Consider the following 22728-nt stretch of genomic DNA (forward strand, 5'->3'; position numbering starts at 1 on the left):
CGGTTATAGAGCCCGGTACCGGCGCCCAGAACTGGGTTTCTGTGCAGGAGGGACTGCCGGAAGGTTTCGCACCGGCCGATCTCGCGAGTGTGCTCGCGCAGGAGATTCCCGAGCGCCTTGGCGACGAGTATCTGATTTACGAGCGTGATGGCGAATGGGTGCTGGCTATCGGCGCCCGAGCGTTTGTCGAACTCGACAGCGATGGGCTGCGCATCGGGCGCGATGGATCCGTGGAAGAGCGGGATTGGTCCGGACACCCCGGTGCTGCCCTCGAAGCAGCCATCAACGAGATCTCGGACGGTGTGCATCGCGTGTTCGGCTGGGTCGCGTTTGAGTTCGGCACTTACCGATTCGGCCTGCAGCATCGGCTGACCCCCGGTACCGCGTTGGCGCGAGTATTCGCCCCGCGTGCCGAGGTTGTGATCACCGCCGGCGGAGTGTCAGTCTCCGAAGACTCCTCCGCGAGCTACGCCGAGGACATTGCTCGGCTGATCGGCCAGGGAGTTCCGGCCGACCCCGAGCCGACGTTCATCGATCTGAATTCAGACCCGTCCGACTACCGCGGCCGCGTCGGCATCGCCACGGCCGAGATTCGATCGGGGCTGTACCACAAGGTGATTTTGTCGCGGCGCGTGGAAGTACCGTTCGCCATGGACTTTCCGTCCACATATCGTGTCGGTCGGCACAACAACACCCCGGTTCGCTCCTTCCTGCTACGGCTCGGTGGTATCCGTGCGTTGGGATACAGCCCCGAGCTCGTCACCGCCGTCGAGGCCGACGGAACCGTCGTCACCCAGCCGCTGGCCGGAACACGCGCCTTCGGTCGGGGCGAGAATGAGGATCGGGTGGCGCGCGACGATCTGGAATCGAATGCCAAAGAGATTGTCGAGCATGCGATTTCCGTGCGCAGCTCCCTAGCAGAACTTGCCGAGGTGGCCGAATCGGGTAGTACGAAGGTGACCGATTTCATGACGGTGCGCGAGCGCGGCAGCGTGCAGCACCTGGGCTCGACCGTCAGCGGACACCTGAGTCCCGAGATGACGCGGATGGATGCGCTGGAGGCGCTCTTCCCGGCGGTCACCGCCTCGGGCATCCCCAAGGCGGAGGGTGTCGACGCCATCCTTCGGCTCGACGATCACCCGCGCGGTCTCTATTCGGGAGCGGTCGTGATGATGTCCCCGGATGGCGGACTGGACGCCGCGCTGACCCTGCGTGCGGCCTATGAACAGGACGGGCACACCTGGTTGCGAGCCGGTGCGGGCATCATCGAGGCCTCCACACCTGATCGGGAGTTTGAGGAGACCTGCGAGAAGCTGGGGAGCATCGCTCCCTACGCGGTCAAGCGCGAGGCTTAGCCGGCGTCGTTGGTCAGCGCCGCTGCCAGGGCTCGCTTGTCGATCTTTCCGACCGGCGTCAACGGCAACTTCGGCACCGCCACCAACTTGTCGACGCGCGAGTGGGTGGCGGCGCCACGATCCCGTAGGTACTGGTTGAGCTCGGCCGCCGTGACCGGCTTCCTGTTGAATACGATTGCTGCGCAGACGATCTCACCCAGGTATTGATCGGGTAGCCCGACGGCCGCAGCGGCGTAGACCGCCGGATGGGTCTGCAGATGTGATTCGAGATCCAGTGCGGCAATGGACTCGCCGCCGCGCAGGATGACGTCCTTGATGCGCCCCGTGACCTCCAGATACCCATCGGGCAGTGCCCGGACCTGGTCGCCACTGCGGTAGAAACCGTCGGCGGTGAAGGAGCGCATATTGTCCGCCTCGGCGCGGTAGTACCCGTTGAGCGTGTACGGCCCGCGCACCAACAATTCGCCGGCTACCCCGGGCGCGACCTCGACACCGTCCTCGTCGACGATGCGCACCTCATCGGCATCGCACATGGGGCGGCCTTGGGTGGTGTCGAGGATATTCGCGGAATCGCCAGGTCGGGTGACGCAGATTAACCCCTCGGCCATCCCGAAAACCTGTTGCAGTCCCGGGGTGAGGGCCTCACGCACGGTGCGCGCATCCTCCGCGCCGAGTTTTGCGCCGCCGACTTGAAGCAGTCGCAGTGTTTCCGGCAGTACCGGTTCCCATGCGGTGGCTTGCGCCCACAGCTGGGCCAGTGACGGCACCAGCGCTGTCACGGTCACCCGATGCCGGGCGATGGCCGCGAAGGCCGACTCCGGGCTCGGGTCCGAGAGGAAAACCGTTGTGGCACCAATGCTTATCGCGCCGAGCAGGCCAGGGCAGGACAATGGGAAGTTGTGACCGGCGGGGAGTGCGACGAGGTAGACATCGTCCTCGGTAAGTCCGCACACGCGTGCGGACTGTGTGGCGTTGTAGACGTAGTCCTCGTGGGTGCGGGGGATGAGCTTGGGTGCGGCGGTGGTGCCGCCGGAGACCAGCAACAGCGCCGGCGTATCCGTCTGAGTTGACGGCAGGGGGCCGTCAGACGCGCCACTTTCCAGCAGGGCTGACCATGAGGTGAAGGACCCCGCGCTGTTAGGGGACACGACACCGTCGATCACGATATGGCGCAGGCATGCATGCTTCTGGGACAGCTCTGTGGCCAGCGCGCGGTAATCGAACCCGCCCGCGGTGTCCGCGATCACCAATGCGACCGCGCCCGCCACCTCAATGAAATGGGACAGCTCGGCGGCCCGGTGTCCCGGTAGGCACATCACCGGCAACGCGCCCGCCCGCATCAGTCCGAAGAGCGCCACGGCGAAGGAAGTCCGGTTGGGCAGCTGGAGCAGCACCCGGTCGCCGGGGGCTATGCCCAGCCGGATGAAGGCGTGCGCGGCGCGGTCGGCGGCCTCATCGAGCGCGCGGTAGGTCAGCGCGCCGTGCTCGTCTATGACGGCGGGGTGGTCGGCGCGCCTGGTGGCAGTCGTGCGGAGCAGCGACTCCACGGTGTTTCCGGTCCAGTAGCCGGCCTGCCGATAGGCATCGGCGCGCTCCGGGGGGAAGGGGACGAAACCATCCCCCATGGCGAGAGAGGCAGGGGGCGATACAGCGGCGCTCATCGTTACTCCTTGTGGGTGACCCCTCGCAGTCTAGATAGGGTAGCCTCCACGTAGTTAGGGCAGCCTTTACTAAGAGTGAAAACGCGAGGTGAGATCGAGTTGCGCACCGTGAGCGGGGGTGACGTCGAGGTAGGCGTGACCAACGGAGGGGCGTCGGCGAACTTCGATCCCGATACCGCACCTCCGCTGTCGGACGGGCAGCAGCGGATGTGGTTCGCCCACGCGGTGAAGCCCGCGCTGATGAACCTCTGCCGGTCGTACCGATTCAGCGGTGAGTTGGATGCCGACAGGCTGCGGGCCGCGGTCACCGTCGTCACGGCTCGCCACGAGGTGCTGCGTACGACCTTCCACGCCGGCACCGATGGCGGTCCGCTCGCGGTGCGGCACAACGACCTGATGCCCCGATGGGCGGAGCATGATGTGGCCGAGCTCGTGGGCGCCGCCCAACAGCTCCGGCTCAGCGTGCTGGCACAACGCGAATTCGGGACCGCATTCGATCTCACCGTCGAATCGCCGTTGCGCGTCACGGTAATCCGTACTGGCGCCACGGAGCACGTCATGCTCGTGGTCGCCCACCGCATCGCCTGGGACGACGCCTCGTGGCCGGTGTTCCTCGCCGACCTGACCACCGCCTACACGCAGGGCGCCATCACGGCGCCGCTGACGCCACGGCCACGGCCACGGCAGGACGGTGCCGACGGTGCAGATCTCGACTACTGGCGCGAGGAGCTGGCGAATCCTCCTGAACCACTCGAGCTTCCGGGGCCAAATGGCTCGGTGGTGCCGTCTTCCCGGAAGGCTGCACGGTGCACCACTCGCCTCTCTGTGAACACAATGCGGCATGTCGAGCAGCTAGCCCAGGAAGCCGAGACCACGCCGTACGTGGTGCTGCTGGCCGCCTATTCCGCTCTGCTGCATCGCTATACCCATGCCGAGGACTTCTTGGTGGCCGCCCCGGTGCCCAACCGTGACGTCGATGTACAGGGCAGAATCGGATACTTCGGCAATACCATCGCCCTGCGCATGCGTCCGCACGGTCGTGCGAGTTTCCGCGACCTGCTGGAGCAGACCCGTCGAATCACTCAGGATGGTGCGGCGCATCAGCGCGTGAGTCTCGACCGGGTGGTCCGCGAGCTCAACCCCGATCGTCGTCACGGTGTCGAACGCTTCCCCCGGGTGAGCTTCGAGGTCGCCGAATTCGATCGTGCCGGATTCTGTCCGCCCGGAATACGCTGTGAACGTGCGTCGTTGAACGGCCTCGTCACGCCCGTGCCACTTGGGCTCACGGTCGAAACGACCCCCGATGGTGCTGACATCGTGGCCGAGTATCTGGTCGAGGTGTTGGACGAGGGGTTGACGGCGCAGCTGCTCCGTCACTTCGTTAACCTGCTCGACTCCGCGCTCGCCGATCCGGATCGTCGGTTGGCGAGCCTGACGCTGATGGACGCTCGGGAAGCCGAGTGGCTGCGGGAGGTATCCGCAGGGGAGAGGTTCGAGGCGGCGCCCGCGGCGCTCGGCGATCTCGTCGCCGCCCGCGCAGCCGTGCAACCGGATGCCACCGCCCTCGTTTACGAGGGTCGCCACTTCTCGTACCGCGAAACCAACGAACTGTCGAATCGTTTGGCGCACTGGCTCATCCAGCAGGGTATCGGCACAGAAGATCGTGTCGCGGTACTTCTTGACAAGTCGCCGGAGCTGATCATCACCGCGCTCGCCATCGCCAAGGCCGGTGCGGTCTATCTGCCCATCGACTCCGAATACCCCGCCAATCGCATCGCCCACATTCTCGCCGATGCACAACCCAAGCTTGTTATCAGAGAGCCGATTACCGGCGTCGAGCAGTTCGATGCCCGCGAACCTGTCGATGCCGATCGTGTGCGGCCGCTGACGCCCGACAACGCCGCCTATCTCATCTACACGTCCGGTTCGACGGGATTACCCAAGGGTGTGACGGTCTCGCATCGCCCCCTTACCGAGTACTTCAACTGGTTCCGTGCCGAGTACCGGGTCAGCGGATCCGATCGCGTGCTGCAGGTGGCGTCGCCGAGCTTCGATGTATCGGTGGGCGAGATCTTCGGCATCCTCAGTTGTGGCGGCCGCCTGGTAATTCCGCGGCCCGGCGGGCTTGGCGACGTCGCCTATCTGACGGATCTGTTGAACACCGAGGCTGTCACCTCGATGCATATGGTGCCCTCGTTGCTCGGGTTGGTCCTATCGCTACCCGGTGTGACACAGTGGAAGTCGTTACGTCGGGTGCCGGTGGGCGGGGAGGCGTTACCCGGAAGGGTCGCGGACAAGTTCCACGCCACCTTCGATGCCTCCCTGCATAACTTCTACGGACCGACAGAGACGGTCATCAACGCCTCGCGGTACAAGGTTCGCGGGATCCAGGGCACGCGGACGGTGCCGATCGGCACTCCCAAGATCAACACACAGATCCACATTCTGGACGAAGCGCTCCGACCGGTGCCGGTGGGCGTCGTCGGCGAGATCTACATCGGTGGGACGCATCTGGCGCGCGGATATCATCGTGCTGCCGGTCTCACCGCGCAGCGGTTCATCGCCGACCCGTTCGCTCCGGGCCAGCGGATGTATCGATCCGGGGATCTCGCGCGGCGCAATGCTATTGGGGATATCGAGTTTATCGGACGTGCTGACGAACAGGTGAAGGTCCGTGGATTCCGTATCGAGCTTGGTGAGATCTCGTCGGCTATCGAGGTGGACCCGAGTGTCGGCCGGGCACTTGTCGTGGTCGATGAGCTGCCGCACCTCGGCAAGCGTCTCGTCGCGTATCTAACGCCCGTTGGCGGACACGTTGTCGATATCGACCGGATCCGTTCCAGGGTCTCGGCGGCCTTGCCCGATTACATGATCCCTGCCGCGTACGTGGTGCTCGACGAGATTCCCATTACCCCGCACGGCAAGATCGACAGGGAAGCACTGCCCGCAGCCGATTTCGGGTCGGTGACCGAGCACCGGAAGCCGAAAACCGCGACGCAGCGGCGAGTGGCCGCCCTCTTCGCGCGGCTACTCGGATCCTCGTCCGTGGGAGTGGACGACTCCTTCGTCGCTCTCGGAGGCCATTCACTGCTGGCGACCAACCTCTCGGCAGCGATCCTGTCCGAATGCGGAGTGGAGATCGATATCCGCGAGATCCTGGAGCAGGGCACCGTCGCGAGCCTGGCCCGGCTGGTCGACCAAGGTCGAATCGGCAGTGCCGCCGATGCCGAGGATTCTGCGGATGAAGCGGAACCCATCCCGCTGCTCCCGAGCGGGCGCCGCCTCTATGAGCACGGAAACCCGCGCAGGCTCGCCGAGACCGGTGTCTTCTGGCTACCTCAGGGCATTACCCGATCCGCGCTGGAGGAGCTTCTCGGCGCCTTGGTCGGAGAACATGAGGTGCTGCGTAGTCGGCTCGACCGCGAAAGCATGGCACTGGTCCCGCGGGTACGGCAGGCTCTCCGATTCGTCGAGATCATCGTGGCGGATCCTTCCGATGCTGTCAGCGTTGAGATGGCCCGTGCCGTGGATCGACTTGACCCCGAACAGGGTTGGATGCTGTCGGCAGTGTGGCTGCACCCCGAGGACGGGCCCGGAGTCCTGATCCTCGCCGTCCATCATCTCGCCGCCGACCCGGTGTCCTGGCAGGTCATCATGCATGAGCTGGAGTCCCGCTGGAAGGCGCTGACAACAGGTGCGCTGCCGCCTCTCACCCAGTCAGGTACCGGATACCGGCGCTGGGCCAACGCGTTGGCCGCGGAGGCCGATGGCGTGGGTAGCCTACCGTTCTGGATCGCCCAGCTCGATGGCGAAGACCCCGAAATCGGTTCGCGTCGAATAGTTCCCGAGTTGGATCGGGAGGGCGACGTCGCGGTCACCGTCGAATCCGCACCGGCCGATGTCAGTGCAGTACTGCTGAATTCGGGAATCCCGATGGATCAGCTGCTCGCGGCGGCCACGGCACGCACCGTGGCACAGTGGCGCCGCCTCCGCGGACAACCCGCGGTCGAATCGCTGCTGGCGGTGCAGATTCCCGGACGAGGGGAGGCCAACGCTGAAACCGTCGGCCTGCTCAGCACGGTGTACCCGTTGCGCATCGGCGGTGCCGATCCGCTTGGCGTCGGGCCGCGGGGCCTGGTGGAGCGTGTCGCCCGGCAGTACAGCGCGATGCCCGGGCGGAACATCGATTACGGGCTGTTGCGATACCTGCGCGCCTATACCAGTGCGGTGCTGCGGCAATATCGCGATCCGCAGATCCTGCTGACGTATCTAGGGCACGATCGCGAGTTCAGGGGAGATCTTCTTCGGCGTGACGGGCTGCTGTCGGTATCGGGTTCGCCGGTGCCCGAACCAGATTCGGCGGTGCGTCACGAACTCACCATCGCGGTGCTGATCATGGACACCACCGAGGGGCCGGCCATCGCGACCCTGTGGCGCGCGATTCCGGAGGTGCTCGGCCGGTCGGAGGTCGCCGAGCTGCAATCGATATGGCATGAACAGCTGGGGACTCTGGCGAAGGAGCAATGGTGACGTCGACATTGGCAGTGATAGGTGCGGGTGCCAAGGCAGTCGCGGTCGCAGCGAAGGCAGCGGTGCTGCGCGAGTGCGGTGCGGATGTACCCGATGTGGTGGCGATCGAACGTCAACAGATCGGCGCCAACTGGCAGGCATGTGGCGGCTGGACGGATGGACAGCACCGGCTGGGGACGAGCCCCGAGAAGGATGTGGGCTTTCCGTACCGGTCCGCGGTGCTGCCAGGACACAATGCCGAGATCGACGCTCGGATGATGCGGCTGAGCTGGCAGTCGTACCTCATCGCCACCGGCCAGTTCGCCGAGTGGGTCGACCGTGACAAGCCCGCGCCAACGCACAAGCGCTGGGCCGACTACCTGACGTGGGTGGCCAACACCGTCGATATGAAGGTCGTCCAGGGTGAGGTGACCGGGCTGTCCATCGATGACGACAGATGGGTGGTGCGCACCAACGATTGCTCCATTGCTGCGGACGCGGTCATGGTGACCGGACCCGGACAGCCGGAACGGTCGGTGCTGCCCGAGCATCCGAATGTCTTGTCCATCGCTGAGTTCTGGCGCCGTTGTGCGGGGCCTACGCGCCTCACTGCGGAACGCGTGGCTGTGATCGGTGGGGGAGAGACCGCCGCATCGGTGCTCAATGAGCTTTTTGGACACCGAATTTCGACGATCACCGTCATTTCGCCCGGCGTCACGTTGTTCACCCGCGGTGAGGGTTACTTCGAGAACGCTTTGTTCAGCGATCCGACTGGATGGCTGCACCACAGCATGGCGGAACGGCGCGACGCGTTGAACCGTACAGATCGCGGGGTGTTCTCGTCGCGCGTGCAGGAGTCGCTGCTGGCCGATGATCGCATCCGGCATCTCCGGGGCCGAGTCGCCCACGCCGTTGCCCTTGAAGACCGGATCAGACTGACGCTGCGCAGCGACCGTGCCGGCGAGCCATCCGAGACCGTGCATGGCTTCGATCTGGTGATTGACGGAGCGGGTGCTGACGCATTGTGGTTCCTGCCGCTGTTCGACCAGAGCGCCCTCGATCTTATGGAGCTCAAGCTGGGTGCTCGTATGGATGGGGACAACGCGGGAAATGTCTTGCAGGAGTCCCTGGGCCACGACTTGTCGGTCAACGGCCTTACCCCCAAGCTCATCCTGCCGACGCTCTCGGGTCTGACTCAGGGCCCGGGTTTCCCTAATCTCAGCTGTCTCGGGTTGCTGTCCGATCGCGTGCTCGGTGGACCCATCCGCGCCCAGTCGGCTCGCCGCGAAAGGAAAACAAGTGAGTATCAACCCATTTGATGATGAGAGTGGCACCTTCTACGTGCTGGTCAACGCCGAGGAGCAACATAGCCTCTGGCCCACTTCCATTGAGGTTCCGGCGCAGTGGCGGGTGGCCTTCGGTGAGGCCTCGCGTGCCGACTGCGTCGAATACGTCGAGGCTAACTGGACAGATATGCGCCCTAGGAGCCTGCGCGACGCCATGGCGGGCGGTTAGCGGCAGGTGGTAAGAAAGACCGGGTGGACCCAGATAGATTCCGCAGTGGCGAACCCGATCACACCGCCGTACGTACCGCCCTCTGGCGGGCGCTGCATGTGGAACTGGATTCGTCGCCGCATGTACTGACAGACGTGATCGGTCTGCAGCTGGTGGCACCACCCGCTGACTGGCGTCAGCGTCCCGATATGGATCCGCAGGGTTCGGTCGCCTCACGTCTAGGCATGGTGGCGCGTGCCCGGTTCGTCGAGGACCTGGCCGATCAGCAGTCGGAGCGCGGGGTAGGGCAGTACGTGATTCTGGGTGCGGGTCTGGACACCTTCGCGCAGCGACATCTCGATGCGGGCGAGCGTCTCACCGTTTTCGAGGTGGACCAACTGGCCACCCAGGAATGGAAACGAAAGCGGCTGACCGAGCTGGGATTCGAGATCCCAGACTGGCTACGGCTGGTCCCGGTCGACTTCGAGGCCGGCGGGTCGTGGTCGGATCAACTGCTCACCGCGGGATTCGACGCGGATCGTCCCGCGGTGGTGGCGTCCACCGGGGTCAGCATGTATCTCACACGCGAGGCGATCGCGGCGACGCTGCGTCAATGTGCCTTGCTGGCGCCGGGTTCCACTGTGGCGATGACGTTCCTGTTGCCGTTGGGCCTGCTCGATGAGCGGGAACGCCCCGTCCGGCAGATGATCGTGTCGATGGCGGCCGAATCGGGCACACCCTGGGTCAGTTTCTTCGCGCCCGGCGAGATGCTTGCGCTCGCCCGTGAGTGCGGTTTCTCCCAGGCATCCCATGTCTCGGGGCATGAGCTGATCGAGCGCTACTTCCCGGGCCGCGGCGGCGGGCCGAATGCCCTTAACGCAGAAGAATTTCTGGTCGCGACGAGCTAGCTCACCGCGTCGGCGGCGATGCGCCATCCGGAGGTCGACTCCTGCTGGCGCCAGAACTCGGCGAAACGTCCTCCGAGAGCACTGAGTTCGGCGATCGAACCCTGCTCGACGATCTGACCCTCGTCCACGAATAGGACATGATCCGCGTTGCGGATCGCGCTGAGTCGGTGGGCGATCATGACCCGAGTACGGATACGCGGATCGTTGCCGATGGCCTCGGTGACCGCTGTCTCGTTCTCGGTGTCCAGGGCGCTGGTGGCCTCGTCGATCAGCAGGATGGGCGCGGGTTTCACGAGCGCGCGGGCGATACTGACCCGTTGGCGCTCACCACCGGACAAGGCTGTACCTGCCTCGCCGACCCGGGATCGCTCGCCATCCGGCAGACGATCGACTACCTCGTCCACACGCGCGAGTGTCATTGCCCGACGGGCCTCTTCGTCCCCCGCCGTGGGGTGTCCGACAAGAACGTTGTCCCGGATCGGGCCGTCGAACAGATACGGGTGCTGGAACACCATGCTCACCAACGCTCGGCGGGTGGCGGTGTCGACGGTCGCGACATCGATTCCGTCGAGCAGGATTTGGCCGTTGACCGGCCGCTGTAGGCCGGCGATGAGGGAGAGGATGGTGCTCTTCCCGGAGCCCGAGGGACCCACGATTGCGGTGGTGGTTCCCGGTTCCAAGGTGAAGTCGAGGTCCGTGAGCACCTGTTCCTCCGCACCGTCGTAGCGGAAGCCGACATTGCGGAATTCGATACGCGGGGCGGGAGTTTCGGCGGACGCGACGGCGTCGCCGGGTTGATCCACGGCCTCGGTGGTGATGATCGTATGGAGGCGTTCGAACACACCGCGTGAGTTCTCGACGGCACCGCCCAGGCCCGCCAGTACGGTGAACGGCTCAAGGAACCGCACCACGACGACCATCAGCGCGACGGCCTCGGGAGCCCCGATCTCACCACGCACGGCAAGCACCGTGGCGGTGCCCGCCAGCAGAATGAGGGCGATCTGGCTCACGATGGTGAACAGCAGCTGACCGGGAATCTGGAAGAGCAACAGCCGCATGGTCGCACCCCGGGCCGTCGCCACTGCCTCGCCGGCCTGGCTGCGAGCTGGGCTAACGCGAAGGCTCGCGCGCAGTGCCGCTTGGGTGCGTGCGAACTCAAGGATTCGTTCGGTGAGTCCGCTGTGTGCCTTGGCGTCTGCTTTGTCGGCGGCCCGCACGATGCGGACACTCGCCAGCAGCGCGCCGAGTAACAGCGGGAGGGTGACGGCGGCCGCGACGCCCAGCTTCCACGAGATGAAGAACAGCCCGATCGTGATTGCCGCGGGTAGCAGCACGGCACCTACCAGAGGGGTGAGCAGGTTCGCGATGAACCCCACGAGATCGGGGCCACCGGACGAGATCGCCTGGCGCGCCATCGCGGTGCGCTCGGCGGTGAACCAGCCCAGCGGTATATGGGTGAGCCGGTCGGCCACCCGGTGCTGCGAGTCGTTCAGTAGTGCGAACCCGATGCGGTAGCCGATACGGGCCTGCATGGTATCTACTGCCCACCCCGCTACCGTCACGGCGGTGAGCACGCCGAGCCACGGAAAAGCGGCAGTGGGTGTGGCGCCGAACAGGGCGCCCAGTAGCGGCACGAGCAGCAGGCAACCCGCCGCGCGCAGCGCTACCGAGAGTAGTGACAGCACCGCATAGGCATAGAGGGGGCCACGGTGACCAGGCGGGATTAGTCGAATCAGGTTGGAAAGCATCAGATGTTCTCTCCGGCTAGGACGACTGACGACTCTTCGAGACGGCCATCCCAGAGCCGCCGGTACCGCCCGTCGGCGGCGAGCAGCTGGGCGTGGGTGCCGGTTTCTACGAGGCGGCCATGGTCCAGGACCACGATCTGGTCGGCATCGGCGATGGTGTGCAACCGGTGCGCGATCACCAGCACGGTCCGGCTGTGGATCAGGCGGCCCAGTGCCTGTTGGACCAGGTACTCGGATTCGGGGTCGGCGAAGGCGGTGGCCTCGTCCAGGATCAGAATTGGAGTGTCCGCTAGGAGGGCGCGGGCGATGGTGAGTCGCTGCTTCTCGCCCCCGGACAGCTGGGTGTTCGTGTCTAGCACCGTGTCATAACCGTTGGGGAGGCGCAGGATTCGTTCATGGATCTGCGCATCTCGGGCTGCTGACTCGACCTCGGCGTTCGTGGCCGCGGGCCGGGCCAGTGCGATGTTCTCGCGGACTGTTCCTGCGACCAGCTGCACATCCTGGAAGACGAATCCCACCTTCGTGTACAGCTCATCCGGGGTCAGTGCCCGGATGTCGGCGCCGTCGATCCGGATGGCCCCGCCGTTGACGTCGTGGAACCGCGCCAGCAGGGAGGCCAGCGTTGACTTCCCGGACCCAGAAGGTCCCACGAGTGCCGTCACGGTTCCGGGCCGCAGCGTCAGGGTGACGTCGTGGATGACGGGCACTCCGGGCCGGTAGCCGAAGGTGACGTGTTCAAACGACACAGAGGAAACTCCACCAGGGGATGCCGGCTCGTGGACGACTCCCAGTTCGGTTTCGTTGAGGGCGACAGCGATATGCCGCGCGCCCTCAACGCCGCCGCGAATACCGCCGAGGCCGTATGCGATTCCCAGCAGGCGGGTGCCAAAGGTGGTGCCGAGCATCAGGAACGGCAGCAGGGTGGTGGGTTGCATGGTTCCCGCGACGACGAAAAAGGTACCGGCCGCGGCGATGAGCCACAGAAAGGTCGTCGGTCGGGTGGCCAGATCCATGAAGGTCTTCTTCCCGATGAACGGCCGCTGCCACTCGTTCAGGAAGATGAGGTACCCGTCTAGCTTGCGCTTGAACGAGGACGCTGCCGCGCCACCGAATACCCGGATCACCGGCTGCCCTTCGAGATAAGCGGTCGACTCGCTACTCATCCGTTCGGCCCAACGGGAGGCCTCGATGATCTTCGGGCCGCTTTGGAACATCATCGTCGCCGTGGTCACCACGTAGACGAGGATCGGGATGAGAAGGATAAGCGCCATGCGCCAGTCGACGATGAACAGGTACACCAGCACTGCCACCGGGCCGACGACCGCGGCCACCGCATCGGGGATCGCGTGGGTGATCAGGTAGTGCAAGGACAACGTGTCGTCCTGGATGAGCTTTTTGACCGCTCCAGAGCCACGCTGGGTGAACCACCCCAAGGGAACTCGGGACAGTTTGTCCAGTAACCGGCCCCGGATGCCTGCGCTGAACCGGACGTCGACGATATGCAGCCAGAGCGTGAGTGCGGCGCCCAGTCCGGCGCCCAGCACCAGCAGCGTCAGGAACACACTTCCGGTGTGCCACAACCGGTTCTCATCGGCACCGGCCAATAGCAGCCGCGTCAACTCCACCAGGACGACGAACGGTGCCAGCTCGATCAGGGTGATGATTGCTTGCAGCACACCGCTGGCGATCATCTGCTTCTTGACCGGCGCCAACAATTCACTCGCCGCTTGCGACCGCCAGCGTCCTTGGGGGACAGCGTGTTCGGGAGCTGGTGTGGGTTTGGTCGGCGCAGAAGGCTTCGATGCGGGTGCCTGAGGTGCCTCGGTATCCCCGCGTCGGCTTCCCATCGCGCGGCCGAATGTCCAGTACGCCGCGGCGTGCAGATCCGCCTTCGGGAATCCGAACTCCTCCCGTAGCCGCTTACGGAGATGCTTGAGCGATCCCGCTTCGGGACCCGCCCACGCATACCAATTGGACCAGTCGCGATCGGCGATGGCGGCGGCGAGCGATGTCTCGTCGGCGCGGTCCACCCAATGCAGGCGCCGCCGGAGATGGTCGGTCAGGGGGATCAGTTCGTCGTCGGGGCTGTGCCGTTCTAGGTACACCTCGACGTCTACATCGGCGGGTAGGGCGGCCACGATCGAGTTGATCGCCGGGATCGATGCGGCGTCGCCGATGAGCAGGAACCCGGCCGGAAGATCCTCGGGTATCTCGAAACGGGAGGAGCCGAAGGACACCACCGGAATCGTCATGCCCGGTTGCACACTGGTCGCCCACTGGCAGGCGGGACCGGCGGGTTCGTGGATCACGACATCGATGGTGAATTCGCCCGCATCGGCGTCCGTCGACACGATGGTGTAGGCCCGTTGGTGCTCGGTGGCGCCGCCGGCGGGGTCGGGGAACCAGAACCGAAGCCATTCGGCGGGGGTGTGCAGGAGGTCTTCGAACAACGTCGGCGCTGACATGCTGATCCGTATGCAATTCGGCGCGACGTGCGTGGTCCCGACGACGGTCGCCAGGTGGTCGCGCGCGCCGAGTCCACGTAGCACCGCGCCCTGGAACCCTCTACCCATGCTTATGTGACCTTTGTTCGTTACCGACCCTTACTTAGCCCATCCTAACCTAAGGGACGTTGGCGGGGTCAGGCACGAACAACCTCGTCTGGCTCGGCCGGTTCAGCCCCATGGGAATCCACACAGGGGATATCCGTTCCAGCGATCGACGCCCCGGCGGTCTCTATGAGGAACGGCAGGGCACACAATCCGACGACACAGGCCAGCATGAGATAGGTGGCGGGGAAGAGATCCCATCCGGTCTTGTCGACCATGAGGTCGTTCACCAGCGGCGCGGTGCCACCGAACGCTGCGGTCGACAGGTTGTACGAGATCGCGAATCCCGCATAGCGGACTTGAGTGGGGAACATGCACGGGAAGGTCGCGGTGATGGTGGACAGCTGAGGTATGTACAGCAATCCGAGAACAGCGAAACCGATTATCGCCCAGACCAATCCCTGTCCCATAAGCCAGTACATGGGTAACGCGAGCACCAGCAGGCCGGTCAAGGAGAACCACCACATGGGTTTTCGCCCAACGCGATCCGACAGTGCGCCGCAGAAGGGCAGGAATGCCATCATCGCGATCTCACCGATCAGGATGACGATCTGGCCCTGTGTCTCGGTCATGCCGAGCCTGGTCTTCAGATAGGTCGGCTGATAACTGAGCAGCGTGTAGTTGGTGATGTTCAGGGCGATCACCAGCAGCATCATCACGATCATGGGCCGCTTGTATTCACGCACCAGATCCTTGAGCCGTTCGAACGCGGTCGCAACACCCTCCCCGCCCTGCTGTTCCTGCCGCTGCACCTCGACGAACAGCGGCGGATCATCGAGACGGCTTCGCAGATACCAGCCGATGAGCCCCATCGGGAGCGCGAGGAGGAACGGAATACGCCATCCCCAGGAGTGCATCGCTTCCGCGCCGAGCGTGGCGTCAAGGACCAGTACGAACGCGGCGCCGGTCGCGAATCCGCCCAAGGTGCCGAATTCGAGGAAGGATCCGTACTTGCCGCGTTTCTTATCCGGCGCGAACTCCGCCATAAACGTTGCCGCACCGCCGTATTCGCCGCCGGTGGAGAAGCCCTGGATCACCCGCAGCAGGATTAAAAGCGCGGGGGCCGCGGCGCCGATCGTCGCCCAGCTGGGCAATACGCCAATGAGTGTGGTGGACAACGCCATCAGCACGATGGTGATGACCATGACGCTCTTGCGGCCCAACTTATCGCCCAGCGGTCCCCAGATCATTCCGCCGAGGGGGCGCAACAGGAACGAGATCGCGTACCCCAGCATCGTGAATGCGGTGCCCAGGGTGGGGAAGAAGGCCTGCGTCAGGAATGTGGTGGTGGCGGCATAGACGCCGTAGTCGTACCACTCGGTGGCGTTCCCCATCGCCGATGCCGCGATGGCTCTGTTGAGTAGTCGCCGGCCCTCCGGAGCCTGAAGGTCTGGGCCGGCGGTCGTCATCAGGGGGTGCCTGGCGATTGGTGGGTCAGCGGGGTGAAGGTGCGTGCGGCGATGTATTCAGGACGCGGCTCCGATCCGGCAAAGGGTCTTTCGGGCGCGTTCTCCACCGAGTTGAACACCAGGAACACATTCGACCGAGGGTAGGGGCTGATGTTCGACCCGGAGCCGTGCATGAGGTTGCAGTCGAACCACAGCGCATCACCCGGCTGTCCGAGGAAGAGTTCGATACCGCTCGTGATCGCAGCCTCGGCAAGAGTTTGAGTGGACGGCACACCAATCTCCTGTTCCACCAGTGATTTCCGATGGTTATCGAGTGGGGTTGCGCCGACGCAGGGGTAGAAGGTGCGGTGCGTGCCCGGCATCACCTGCAGCGACCCGTTGTAGGCGACGTTGACGGTCAACGCGATTGAGCATGACACCGTGCGCATTTGGGGAAGCCCGTCCTCGCTGTGCCAGGTCTCAAAGTCCGAATGCCAGTAGAAGCCGCGGCCTCTGAATGCCGGCATCGCGTTGATACGCGACTGATGCAGATACACCGGGCCACCCAGTAGCTGTTCGGCGACGTCGAGCACACCCGGCGAGCACGCCACGTCCATCACCACCGAGCTCAGGACATGTGCTTCGAAGATGGAGCGCACCTCCTGTGAGCCGGCTTCCCGGATGATCCTGGGATCATCGCCCAATGTCGATGGCACCCTGTCGATCTCGTTTCTCAAAGCGGAGACGGTCATCTCGTCGACGGTGCTCGGCCGGATCAGGAAGCCCTGATCGGACATCTGGGTGAGCGCTGGTGGGGCCAGCGGTCCTGCGTTCGTGGCGCCCCAGACCACGGGCTCGTTTCGGAGGATCGGAGCCTGCTCGGCCTCGAGGCGGCTGGGGTAGCGATCGGTGATCGCGGGGGTACTCATGACAGGGCAGGCGCGGCCGGATATGCGCCGGACTCGTCGTGGACCTCCCGCCCGGTGACGGGAGGATTGAACACGCACATCATGCGCATCTCGGTATCGGCGTAAAGCTGGTGCCGCTCATTGCCGTCGAGCAGATACATGCTGCCTGGCGCCAGGGCGAACACGTCGCCGTTCTCCAGGTTGGTCAGCGTACCGGTACCTACAGTGAGCCACACCGCCTCGATGTGGTGCTGGTAGTGGAAGACGTGGACGGTTCCCGCGTCGATGGTGGTTTCGTGGAAGGAGAACCCGACTCCGTCATCCGCCAGGACGATCCGCTTGCTATGCCAGCCTTCGCCACTGACATCGCGTTCGGTACCCGTGATCTGTTGGGTAGTACGGACTATCAAGATAGTTCCTTTCGTCTTTATGCGTTGTGACTACGCCGACTCGGCGATGGCTTCACGCAGAGTGGCGATTCCGATATCGAGCTGCTCATCGGTGGTGGTCAGCGCGGGCAACAGTTTGACCACCTCGTCCTTGGGCCCGGAGGTCTCCACCAGCAGGCCCCGCTCGAAAGCGGCCTGGCTCACTCGCGAGCCCCGTTCGGTATCAGTGAATGCGATGCCCTGGACCATGCCGCGGCCGCGTACCGACACCGAGTCGTCATCGGCCACCAGTGCTGTCAGCTCGGCATTAAGCCGATCACCCTTGCGGCGTACGTCATCACTGAATGTGCTGTCCTGCCAATACTTCTGCAATGTCGCGGTCGCGGTGACGAATGCTGGATTGTTTCCTCGGAAGGTCCCGTTGTGCTCGCCGGGGGCCCACTGATCGAGATCCGGGCGGATCAGGGTCAGGGCCATCGGCAGGCCGTAACCGCTGATGGATTTGGACAGCGTCACGATATCGGGACGAATGCCCGCATCTTCGAAGGAGAAGAACGCACCCGTTCGGCCGCAACCCATCTGCACGTCGTCAACGATGAGGATGATGTCCCGCGTCCGGCACAGATCGGAGAGTGCCCGCAGCCATTCGGCACGGGCGACGTTGACTCCACCCTCACCCTGCACGGTCTCGACGATCACCGCCGCCGGCTGGTTCAGGCCGCCGCCCTCGTCGTCGAGAACCTTCTCGAACCACTGGAAGTCCTCGGTGACACCACCGAAGTAGTTGTCATAGGGCATCGGGGTGGAGTGCACAAGCGGCACGCCGGCTCCGGCACGCTTCATCGAATTACCGGTCACCGCCAGCGATCCCAACGTCATCCCGTGGAATGCATTGGTGAAGCTGATGATTGACTCACGCCCCGTTATGTTCCGCGCCAGCTTGAGTGCGGCCTCGACGGCATTGGTCCCGGTGGGGCCGGGGAACTGCACCTTGTAGTCCATGCCGCGGGGCAGCAGGATGGTCCGCTCGAACTCTTCGAGGAAGTGCTGCTTGGCTACCGTGGCCATATCCAGGCCGTGGACCACCCCGTCAGTCGTCAGGTAGTCGATGAGGGCGGTCTTGAGCACCGGGTTGTTGTGGCCGTAGTTGAGTGCGCCCGCGCCGGCGAAGAAGTCCAGATAGCGCTCACCGGTGGTGTTGGTCAGCCAAGATCCGGAGGCTGAGGCGAACGTCGTGGGCCAGCTCCGGCAATAGCTCCGCACCTCGGATTCACGTTCGTTGATGACCTTCGGCAGTCCGGCTCCCTGAGCGGACAAGGTGGCGGTCATGTGTGTATCCCCTTTCGGCCCAATGTGTTTAGGACCAAATTGTTAGGCCCGGTTATTGGGCGTTTTATGCGGATCTTGCGGAGTGAGCCGCAGTAGCGGCTCTGCCTCATGCGCGTCGGGAAAGAGTTCCAACCCGAATCCGATGGATTCGGTGAGCACCATGCCCCGTCGTCGAGCAAATCCGGCGAATAGCGCACGTGAGGCCATATTCGACTGTGTCACAGTGGTTTCCATGACGAGAGGTTCGCCTTGTAAGGCCGCGAGAGAGTCCGCGAGCCAAGCCAGCATGCTGGCGGCTAGTCCCTTTCCGCGGGATGCCTCGTCAACCCCGACCTGCCAGATCATCAATGAACCGGATGGGCGAATGTATCCGGTGATGAAACCGACCGGTTGGTTGTCGATTGTGGCAACGACGGATGTAGAGGGAAAGTCGGTGCACCACAACAGGTATGAGTACGAAGAGTTGACGTCTAGCACGCCGGAGTCACGCGCCATGCGCCACATGTGACGAGCGTCCGACTGGGTCGGGTGGCTCATGGACCACACGGCGGTACAACGTTTTTCGGTCTTCAGTTCAGTATCGGCCACTAAAAATCACCATCACCACAACATGTTTCGTATCAACTCGGGTTTCGTACCGTTCGACCGTAACCACATGGACACCCGAATAGCCAGGACGGGCAGCGGCGAGCCGGGTCAACACATGGCGTTTGCCGAGGGTATACACCTGATGTGACGCTCGTCACATTTTTGCAGGATGCTCGAACTTGACGCGATCTTGACGTGTGTGCATCCGAGATTGCCGGGCAACGGTCAGGCGTTGGTGCTGAAGCATTGTTCCCAGCGGTCGGCATCGGCCAGCATCTCGCCGGGCGGTGTGGCCCAGCAGGCCGCCACCAGGTCATAGCCGTGGTGAATGAGTGCGGCATGAGCGGGCCAGTGCACCTGGAGCCACTCGGACTCATCGTGTGCGCTGTCCACCCCGGCCCGAATCGCGCCTTCGAGTTCGAAGGACAGGTCGCGGGCCTCGGCGTAGGCCGCGTCATGAGCGGGCACGGCTCGCGCGGTCACGACGAGTCCGAGAGCCGCCTTCCGGATCCGGGCCTCGGTAAAAGCGAAGGTCCGGCGATGGGCGCGCGGTGCGATCAGGTACATCGAGGCCATGGCCACAGCGACGCCGATCATCGTTTCGGCCAGGCGATCGCGCACGATCGATATGACCGATCCGTGCAGAGTGACCACACCCGCGGACAACAGTGCAATGGGGGTCACGAACATGACGGCGACGGCATAGTTACGCGGTAGGAACAGCTCGGTGCAGAACTGCAGTGTCGCGATGGCGGCGATGAGCGCGTATCCAGTGAGGGACAGTTGATAGAGCACCGCGAACAGGCCGAGTCCGATCAGTGTTCCCGCAAACCGCTGCAGCCCGCGCACTGTGCCGTGCAGCCGGTCCGGACCCAGATGGACGATCACGAGGGCGCTCAGGATCGCCCACTGCGGTCGCGTCAGGCCGACCGCGGCACTCAGTACTCCGGCCCCGAGGCAGGCGATGCCGACCCGTCCTGCCGTGATGGTGGCGTGCGAACGGAACCGCACCGAGCGGCGTAACCGGTACCAGATGCTGGGTCGCACGACGAGGACGTGATCGCCGGGGATGAGATGGTCGAGCACCATCTTGTTGCCGACCGCGGTCTCGGTAAATCTGCGATGGGTATCGAGCATCGTCGTCACCAAGGGTGAATCGGAACTGGTGGACAGTCCCGCATCGTGGAGGGCCGTCCACGCCGAGGAGATCGCCGCGCCCGCAGCGTGCCGGGCATCGACTGTTGTATTACCGGGCTGGGCATAGGTTTCGACTGCATCAACTGCTCGCTGCACCGCGACACGTTCGGGTTTGTGGCGATCGGTTGCGGCTCCTGCCATCGAAACGGCCACCGCCGCAACTGCTCCCAGGCTTGCGCAGATGAGGATCTGGGTCGGATCCACACCCCATTCGGTGGCACCGAGCGCGCCGCCGCACACCAGGACGAAGAACAACGCGCCCGGCGGCCCGAGCCGAAGTGCATCGACGGTGTACACGACCGGGATCGCGACCGCGGTCAGAGTGAGGATGGTTACCGCCTTGTTGGCGACACCGCCCGGCGCGTACGTACCGACGATGGCACCGAGTGCGGCGATGAACACCAATGCGACGCCCGCGGTGGCCACGACGGCGGCACGCACCCGGTAAGGGCGGCCCTCTCCGTACAGGACCGCGAATGCCCCATAGGTCACGTAGAGCGCGGCATTGGGGTAACCGGCGGCGACGACCAATGCTCCGGGAATGGCGACGGCGGCACCCGCGCGGAGTCCGATGCTCCAGCGCCGTCCCGCCGGTGGGGCAGAGAACAGGATGGAGCGGGCCCGGGCAATCTGCGGAAGCGGATCCGGCGATTCAGGCGCGGGCGGGGTCACATGTCATTTCATACCGTGAATCAGGCGACTTCACCGGCTGGTTCACTACTGCGGCGCTGCCGATAAGCACGCTGCTTGCAGGCGGGGGAGCAGTAACGCTGCGGACGTCCCTTTCCTCGCGGGGTGAGCCCGCGGCCGCAAAAGAAGCATGTCGGGGAGCGGTCGGATGGGGTTTCGTCACAGATCTCGATCAAGGGGGCGGGCGTGCTCCGTGCCGCGGTTACCAGGTCCAGGCCGGCCGCGCGTCCTCGTGGGGTGCGGATGCGGAGCTCACCGTCCAGGTAGGGGCAATCGACGATGTCCTCGTTCTGGCAGGACAGCAAGTGGTTGAGGTATTCGCGGGCGCGGTCGAGGCGGTCGATCCGTGCGGAGATGTCCGCGACCTGTTCGGTGACCACGCTGCGCCAGGTATCGGGTTGGGTCGTATGCGATGTCACGACGGCCGTCTGGCGTAGCGGCATCATCCCGGTGACACAGCACAGATACGCGATGCCGATGCGCCGCAGGTCTCGCTCGGTGTAGGTGCGGCGGCCGCCCCGCTGTGTCGGCGAATCCAGGACGCCCTGTTTCTCCCACCAACGCAGAGTCGACGGGGCAAGGCCGTAGAGGGCGGCGGCTTCACCGATGTTCACCGTGGGTTCCACGGAGAGGGGTCTTGACATCAAGCTCACTTGACCATTGAAACTTAGGTAACCCTAACTTGCAAGGAGTTTCTATGGCCGAGATGGCGACTGAACCGGTAATCCGCGCAGTCGGCCTAGGGGCGTGGCCCGTTAACCCAGCAGCGACCGGCCGAGATAACCGTCTTCCGTGGCGCCCGGCGGCATGACGAATACGGCGGACCCGACCGCGGTATTCCACTGATTGAATTCGTCCCTTTCGGCCAGGCGTCGCTGCACCGGGACGAACTGGGTGGCGATATCACGTTGGTATGCGGCGAAAACCAGGCCGGAATTCGATGATGTGCCCGGCATCGGGGCGTCGTCGAAGTTGTACGGGCGGCGCAGGAACTTCTCGTGCGGGTTGCGGTGACGGGCGAGCGCGATATGTGCGGTCGCCGGGATGACGGGGATGCCACCGCGGTTCATCTCCAGGTCGGGCTCGTCGGATTCCTTCTCGCCCGATAGTGGCGCGCCATTGTCTGCGCGTCTGCCCATCACCAGATCCCGGAGCTTGCCATCCAGCTGATCCCATCCGTCAAGGTCCATCGTGATTCGGCGAAGAGCGAGAAGTGTTCCACCCCTGAGCCACTCGTGATCGTCACCCTGGTGCCACAGCAGGCTGTCGAGCTCGGCGGTGCTGGGGTTCACGGTGCCGTCGACCTGCCCCATGAGATTGCGCATCGTGCCGCCGGACGGATCTTCCGCGCGCGGCGTCCGGAATCCGGTCTGGCGCCACCTTTCGGTGGCCAATGAGCGCACATTCTTCAGAAGCACTCGGGCGGCGTGCGTCACCAGAAGCATGTCGTCGGCGCATATCTGCAGCAGGAGGTCCCCTCCACACCAACGCTTGTCGAGCCGGTCTGTGGAGAAGGTGGGGAAGTCACTCGCCGAGGTCGGACACTTGTCGGCGAGGCCGGCCTTGGTGAACGCCGAGGGGCCAAGACCCGCGGTGACCGTCAATCGTGCTGTGGGCGTGGCTAATTCCGGCTCGGTATCGGCCAGCGCGGGCAGCCCCTGGGTGAGCCTGGCCGCATCGGTGGTCCACAGACGCAAGACCGACCGTAGATTCTCGCGTGCTGTCTGCTCCGGCGCGGGCAGCAGATCCAGCGCGAGGAACAGTGCGTGCGATTGCGGCGAGGTGGTGATCCCGGCCTGGTGCTCGCCGTAGAACGGTTCGACTGCGGGCGCGCTCTGCGCGCGTGCCGCTTCGGACTGGGCCGACCACGCCGACAATCCGGCGCCTGCGGTCAGGGCGGCTGCGGCGCCACCGCCGACGATGAGTCCCCGTCGGGAGAATGAACGGCGCGTCAT

The 22728-nt window shown here is 64.5% G+C and carries 16 protein-coding genes; 5 read left to right on the forward strand and 11 right to left on the reverse strand.

What is annotated here, in order from left to right; all coding sequences use genetic code 11:
• The first annotated feature begins 41 nt into the window (after window positions 1-41).
• Window positions 42-1355: a salicylate synthase gene (locus AB0H22_RS24715; protein ID WP_358149930.1), complete on the forward strand. Its 1314-nt coding sequence runs from the start codon at window positions 42-44 to the stop codon at window positions 1353-1355.
• Here AB0H22_RS24715 and AB0H22_RS24720 read toward each other — a convergent pair.
• A complete protein-coding gene (locus tag AB0H22_RS24720; RefSeq protein WP_358149858.1) occupies window positions 1352-3016 on the reverse strand; it encodes an AMP-binding protein in 1665 nt (554 codons plus the stop codon). The two genes, AB0H22_RS24715 and AB0H22_RS24720, sit on opposite strands and share 4 nt — an antisense overlap.
• A gap of 99 nt (window positions 3017-3115) precedes the next feature.
• On the opposite strand from AB0H22_RS24720, the gene AB0H22_RS24725 reads away from it, so the two are divergent.
• Genes AB0H22_RS24725 through AB0H22_RS24740 form a run of 4 tightly spaced genes read left to right on the forward strand, consistent with a single transcriptional unit; the run spans window position 3116 to window position 9927 of the window.
• Window positions 3116-7546: an amino acid adenylation domain-containing protein gene (locus tag AB0H22_RS24725; protein ID WP_358149932.1), complete on the forward strand. Its 4431-nt coding sequence runs from the start codon at window positions 3116-3118 to the stop codon at window positions 7544-7546.
• Window positions 7543-8844: an NADPH-dependent L-lysine N(6)-monooxygenase MbtG gene (mbtG, locus tag AB0H22_RS24730; RefSeq protein WP_180750392.1), complete on the forward strand. Its 1302-nt coding sequence runs from the start codon at window positions 7543-7545 to the stop codon at window positions 8842-8844. Before AB0H22_RS24725 ends, mbtG begins: the two co-directional genes overlap by 4 nt.
• Entirely contained in the window at window positions 8825-9040 is a 216-nt protein-coding gene (locus AB0H22_RS24735) for an MbtH family protein (RefSeq protein ID WP_180750306.1), read from the forward strand. Before mbtG ends, AB0H22_RS24735 begins: the two co-directional genes overlap by 20 nt.
• Before the next feature lie 23 nt (window positions 9041-9063).
• A complete protein-coding gene (locus tag AB0H22_RS24740; RefSeq protein ID WP_358149862.1) occupies window positions 9064-9927 on the forward strand; it encodes a class I SAM-dependent methyltransferase in 864 nt (287 codons plus the stop codon).
• Here the strand turns inward: AB0H22_RS24740 and AB0H22_RS24745 are convergent.
• The 10 genes from AB0H22_RS24745 to AB0H22_RS24790 form a co-directional block, all read right to left on the reverse strand.
• The gene (locus tag AB0H22_RS24745; RefSeq protein WP_358149864.1) at window positions 9924-11675 is read right to left on the reverse strand and encodes an ABC transporter ATP-binding protein; all 1752 of its coding nucleotides are present in this window, start codon (window positions 11673-11675) and stop codon (window positions 9924-9926) included. The genes AB0H22_RS24740 and AB0H22_RS24745 overlap by 4 nt on opposite strands.
• Window positions 11675-14248, reverse strand: coding sequence for an ABC transporter ATP-binding protein/permease (locus AB0H22_RS24750; RefSeq protein WP_358149867.1), 2574 nt, complete (start codon window positions 14246-14248; stop codon window positions 11675-11677). Before AB0H22_RS24750 ends, AB0H22_RS24745 begins: the two co-directional genes overlap by 1 nt.
• Window positions 14249-14316: 68 nt before the next feature.
• Window positions 14317-15618 carry an MFS transporter gene (locus AB0H22_RS24755; protein WP_358149934.1) on the reverse strand — a complete coding sequence of 434 codons (1302 nt, stop codon included), beginning with the start codon at window positions 15616-15618 and terminating at the stop codon, window positions 14317-14319.
• Between the two features lie 74 nt (window positions 15619-15692).
• Window positions 15693-16601, reverse strand: coding sequence for an ectoine hydroxylase (gene thpD / locus AB0H22_RS24760; protein ID WP_358149869.1), 909 nt, complete (start codon window positions 16599-16601; stop codon window positions 15693-15695).
• Window positions 16598-16990: an ectoine synthase gene (locus AB0H22_RS24765; RefSeq protein WP_180750301.1), complete on the reverse strand. Its 393-nt coding sequence runs from the start codon at window positions 16988-16990 to the stop codon at window positions 16598-16600. The genes thpD and AB0H22_RS24765 overlap by 4 nt, the downstream gene beginning before the upstream one ends.
• A gap of 30 nt (window positions 16991-17020) precedes the next feature.
• Window positions 17021-18298 carry a diaminobutyrate--2-oxoglutarate transaminase gene (ectB, locus tag AB0H22_RS24770; RefSeq protein WP_180750300.1) on the reverse strand — a complete coding sequence of 426 codons (1278 nt, stop codon included), beginning with the start codon at window positions 18296-18298 and terminating at the stop codon, window positions 17021-17023.
• Window positions 18299-18340: 42 nt separating this feature from the next.
• Window positions 18341-18835, reverse strand: a complete 495-nt coding sequence (gene ectA, locus AB0H22_RS24775; RefSeq protein ID WP_358149872.1) for a diaminobutyrate acetyltransferase — start codon at window positions 18833-18835, stop codon at window positions 18341-18343.
• 276 nt (window positions 18836-19111) lie between these two features.
• Complete coding sequence (locus tag AB0H22_RS24780; RefSeq protein WP_358149874.1) at window positions 19112-20755, reverse strand: FUSC family protein; 1644 nt, start codon at window positions 20753-20755, stop codon at window positions 19112-19114.
• 20 nt (window positions 20756-20775) lie between these two features.
• A complete protein-coding gene (locus AB0H22_RS24785) occupies window positions 20776-21417 on the reverse strand; it encodes a MerR family transcriptional regulator (RefSeq protein ID WP_180750297.1) in 642 nt (213 codons plus the stop codon).
• 111 nt (window positions 21418-21528) lie between these two features.
• The gene (locus AB0H22_RS24790) at window positions 21529-22728 is read right to left on the reverse strand and encodes a Dyp-type peroxidase (protein ID WP_358149877.1); all 1200 of its coding nucleotides are present in this window, start codon (window positions 22726-22728) and stop codon (window positions 21529-21531) included.

This window comes from Mycobacterium sp. NPDC050853 (assembly GCF_040653875.1).
Classification (GTDB): Bacteria; Actinomycetota; Actinomycetes; order Mycobacteriales; family Mycobacteriaceae; genus Mycobacterium.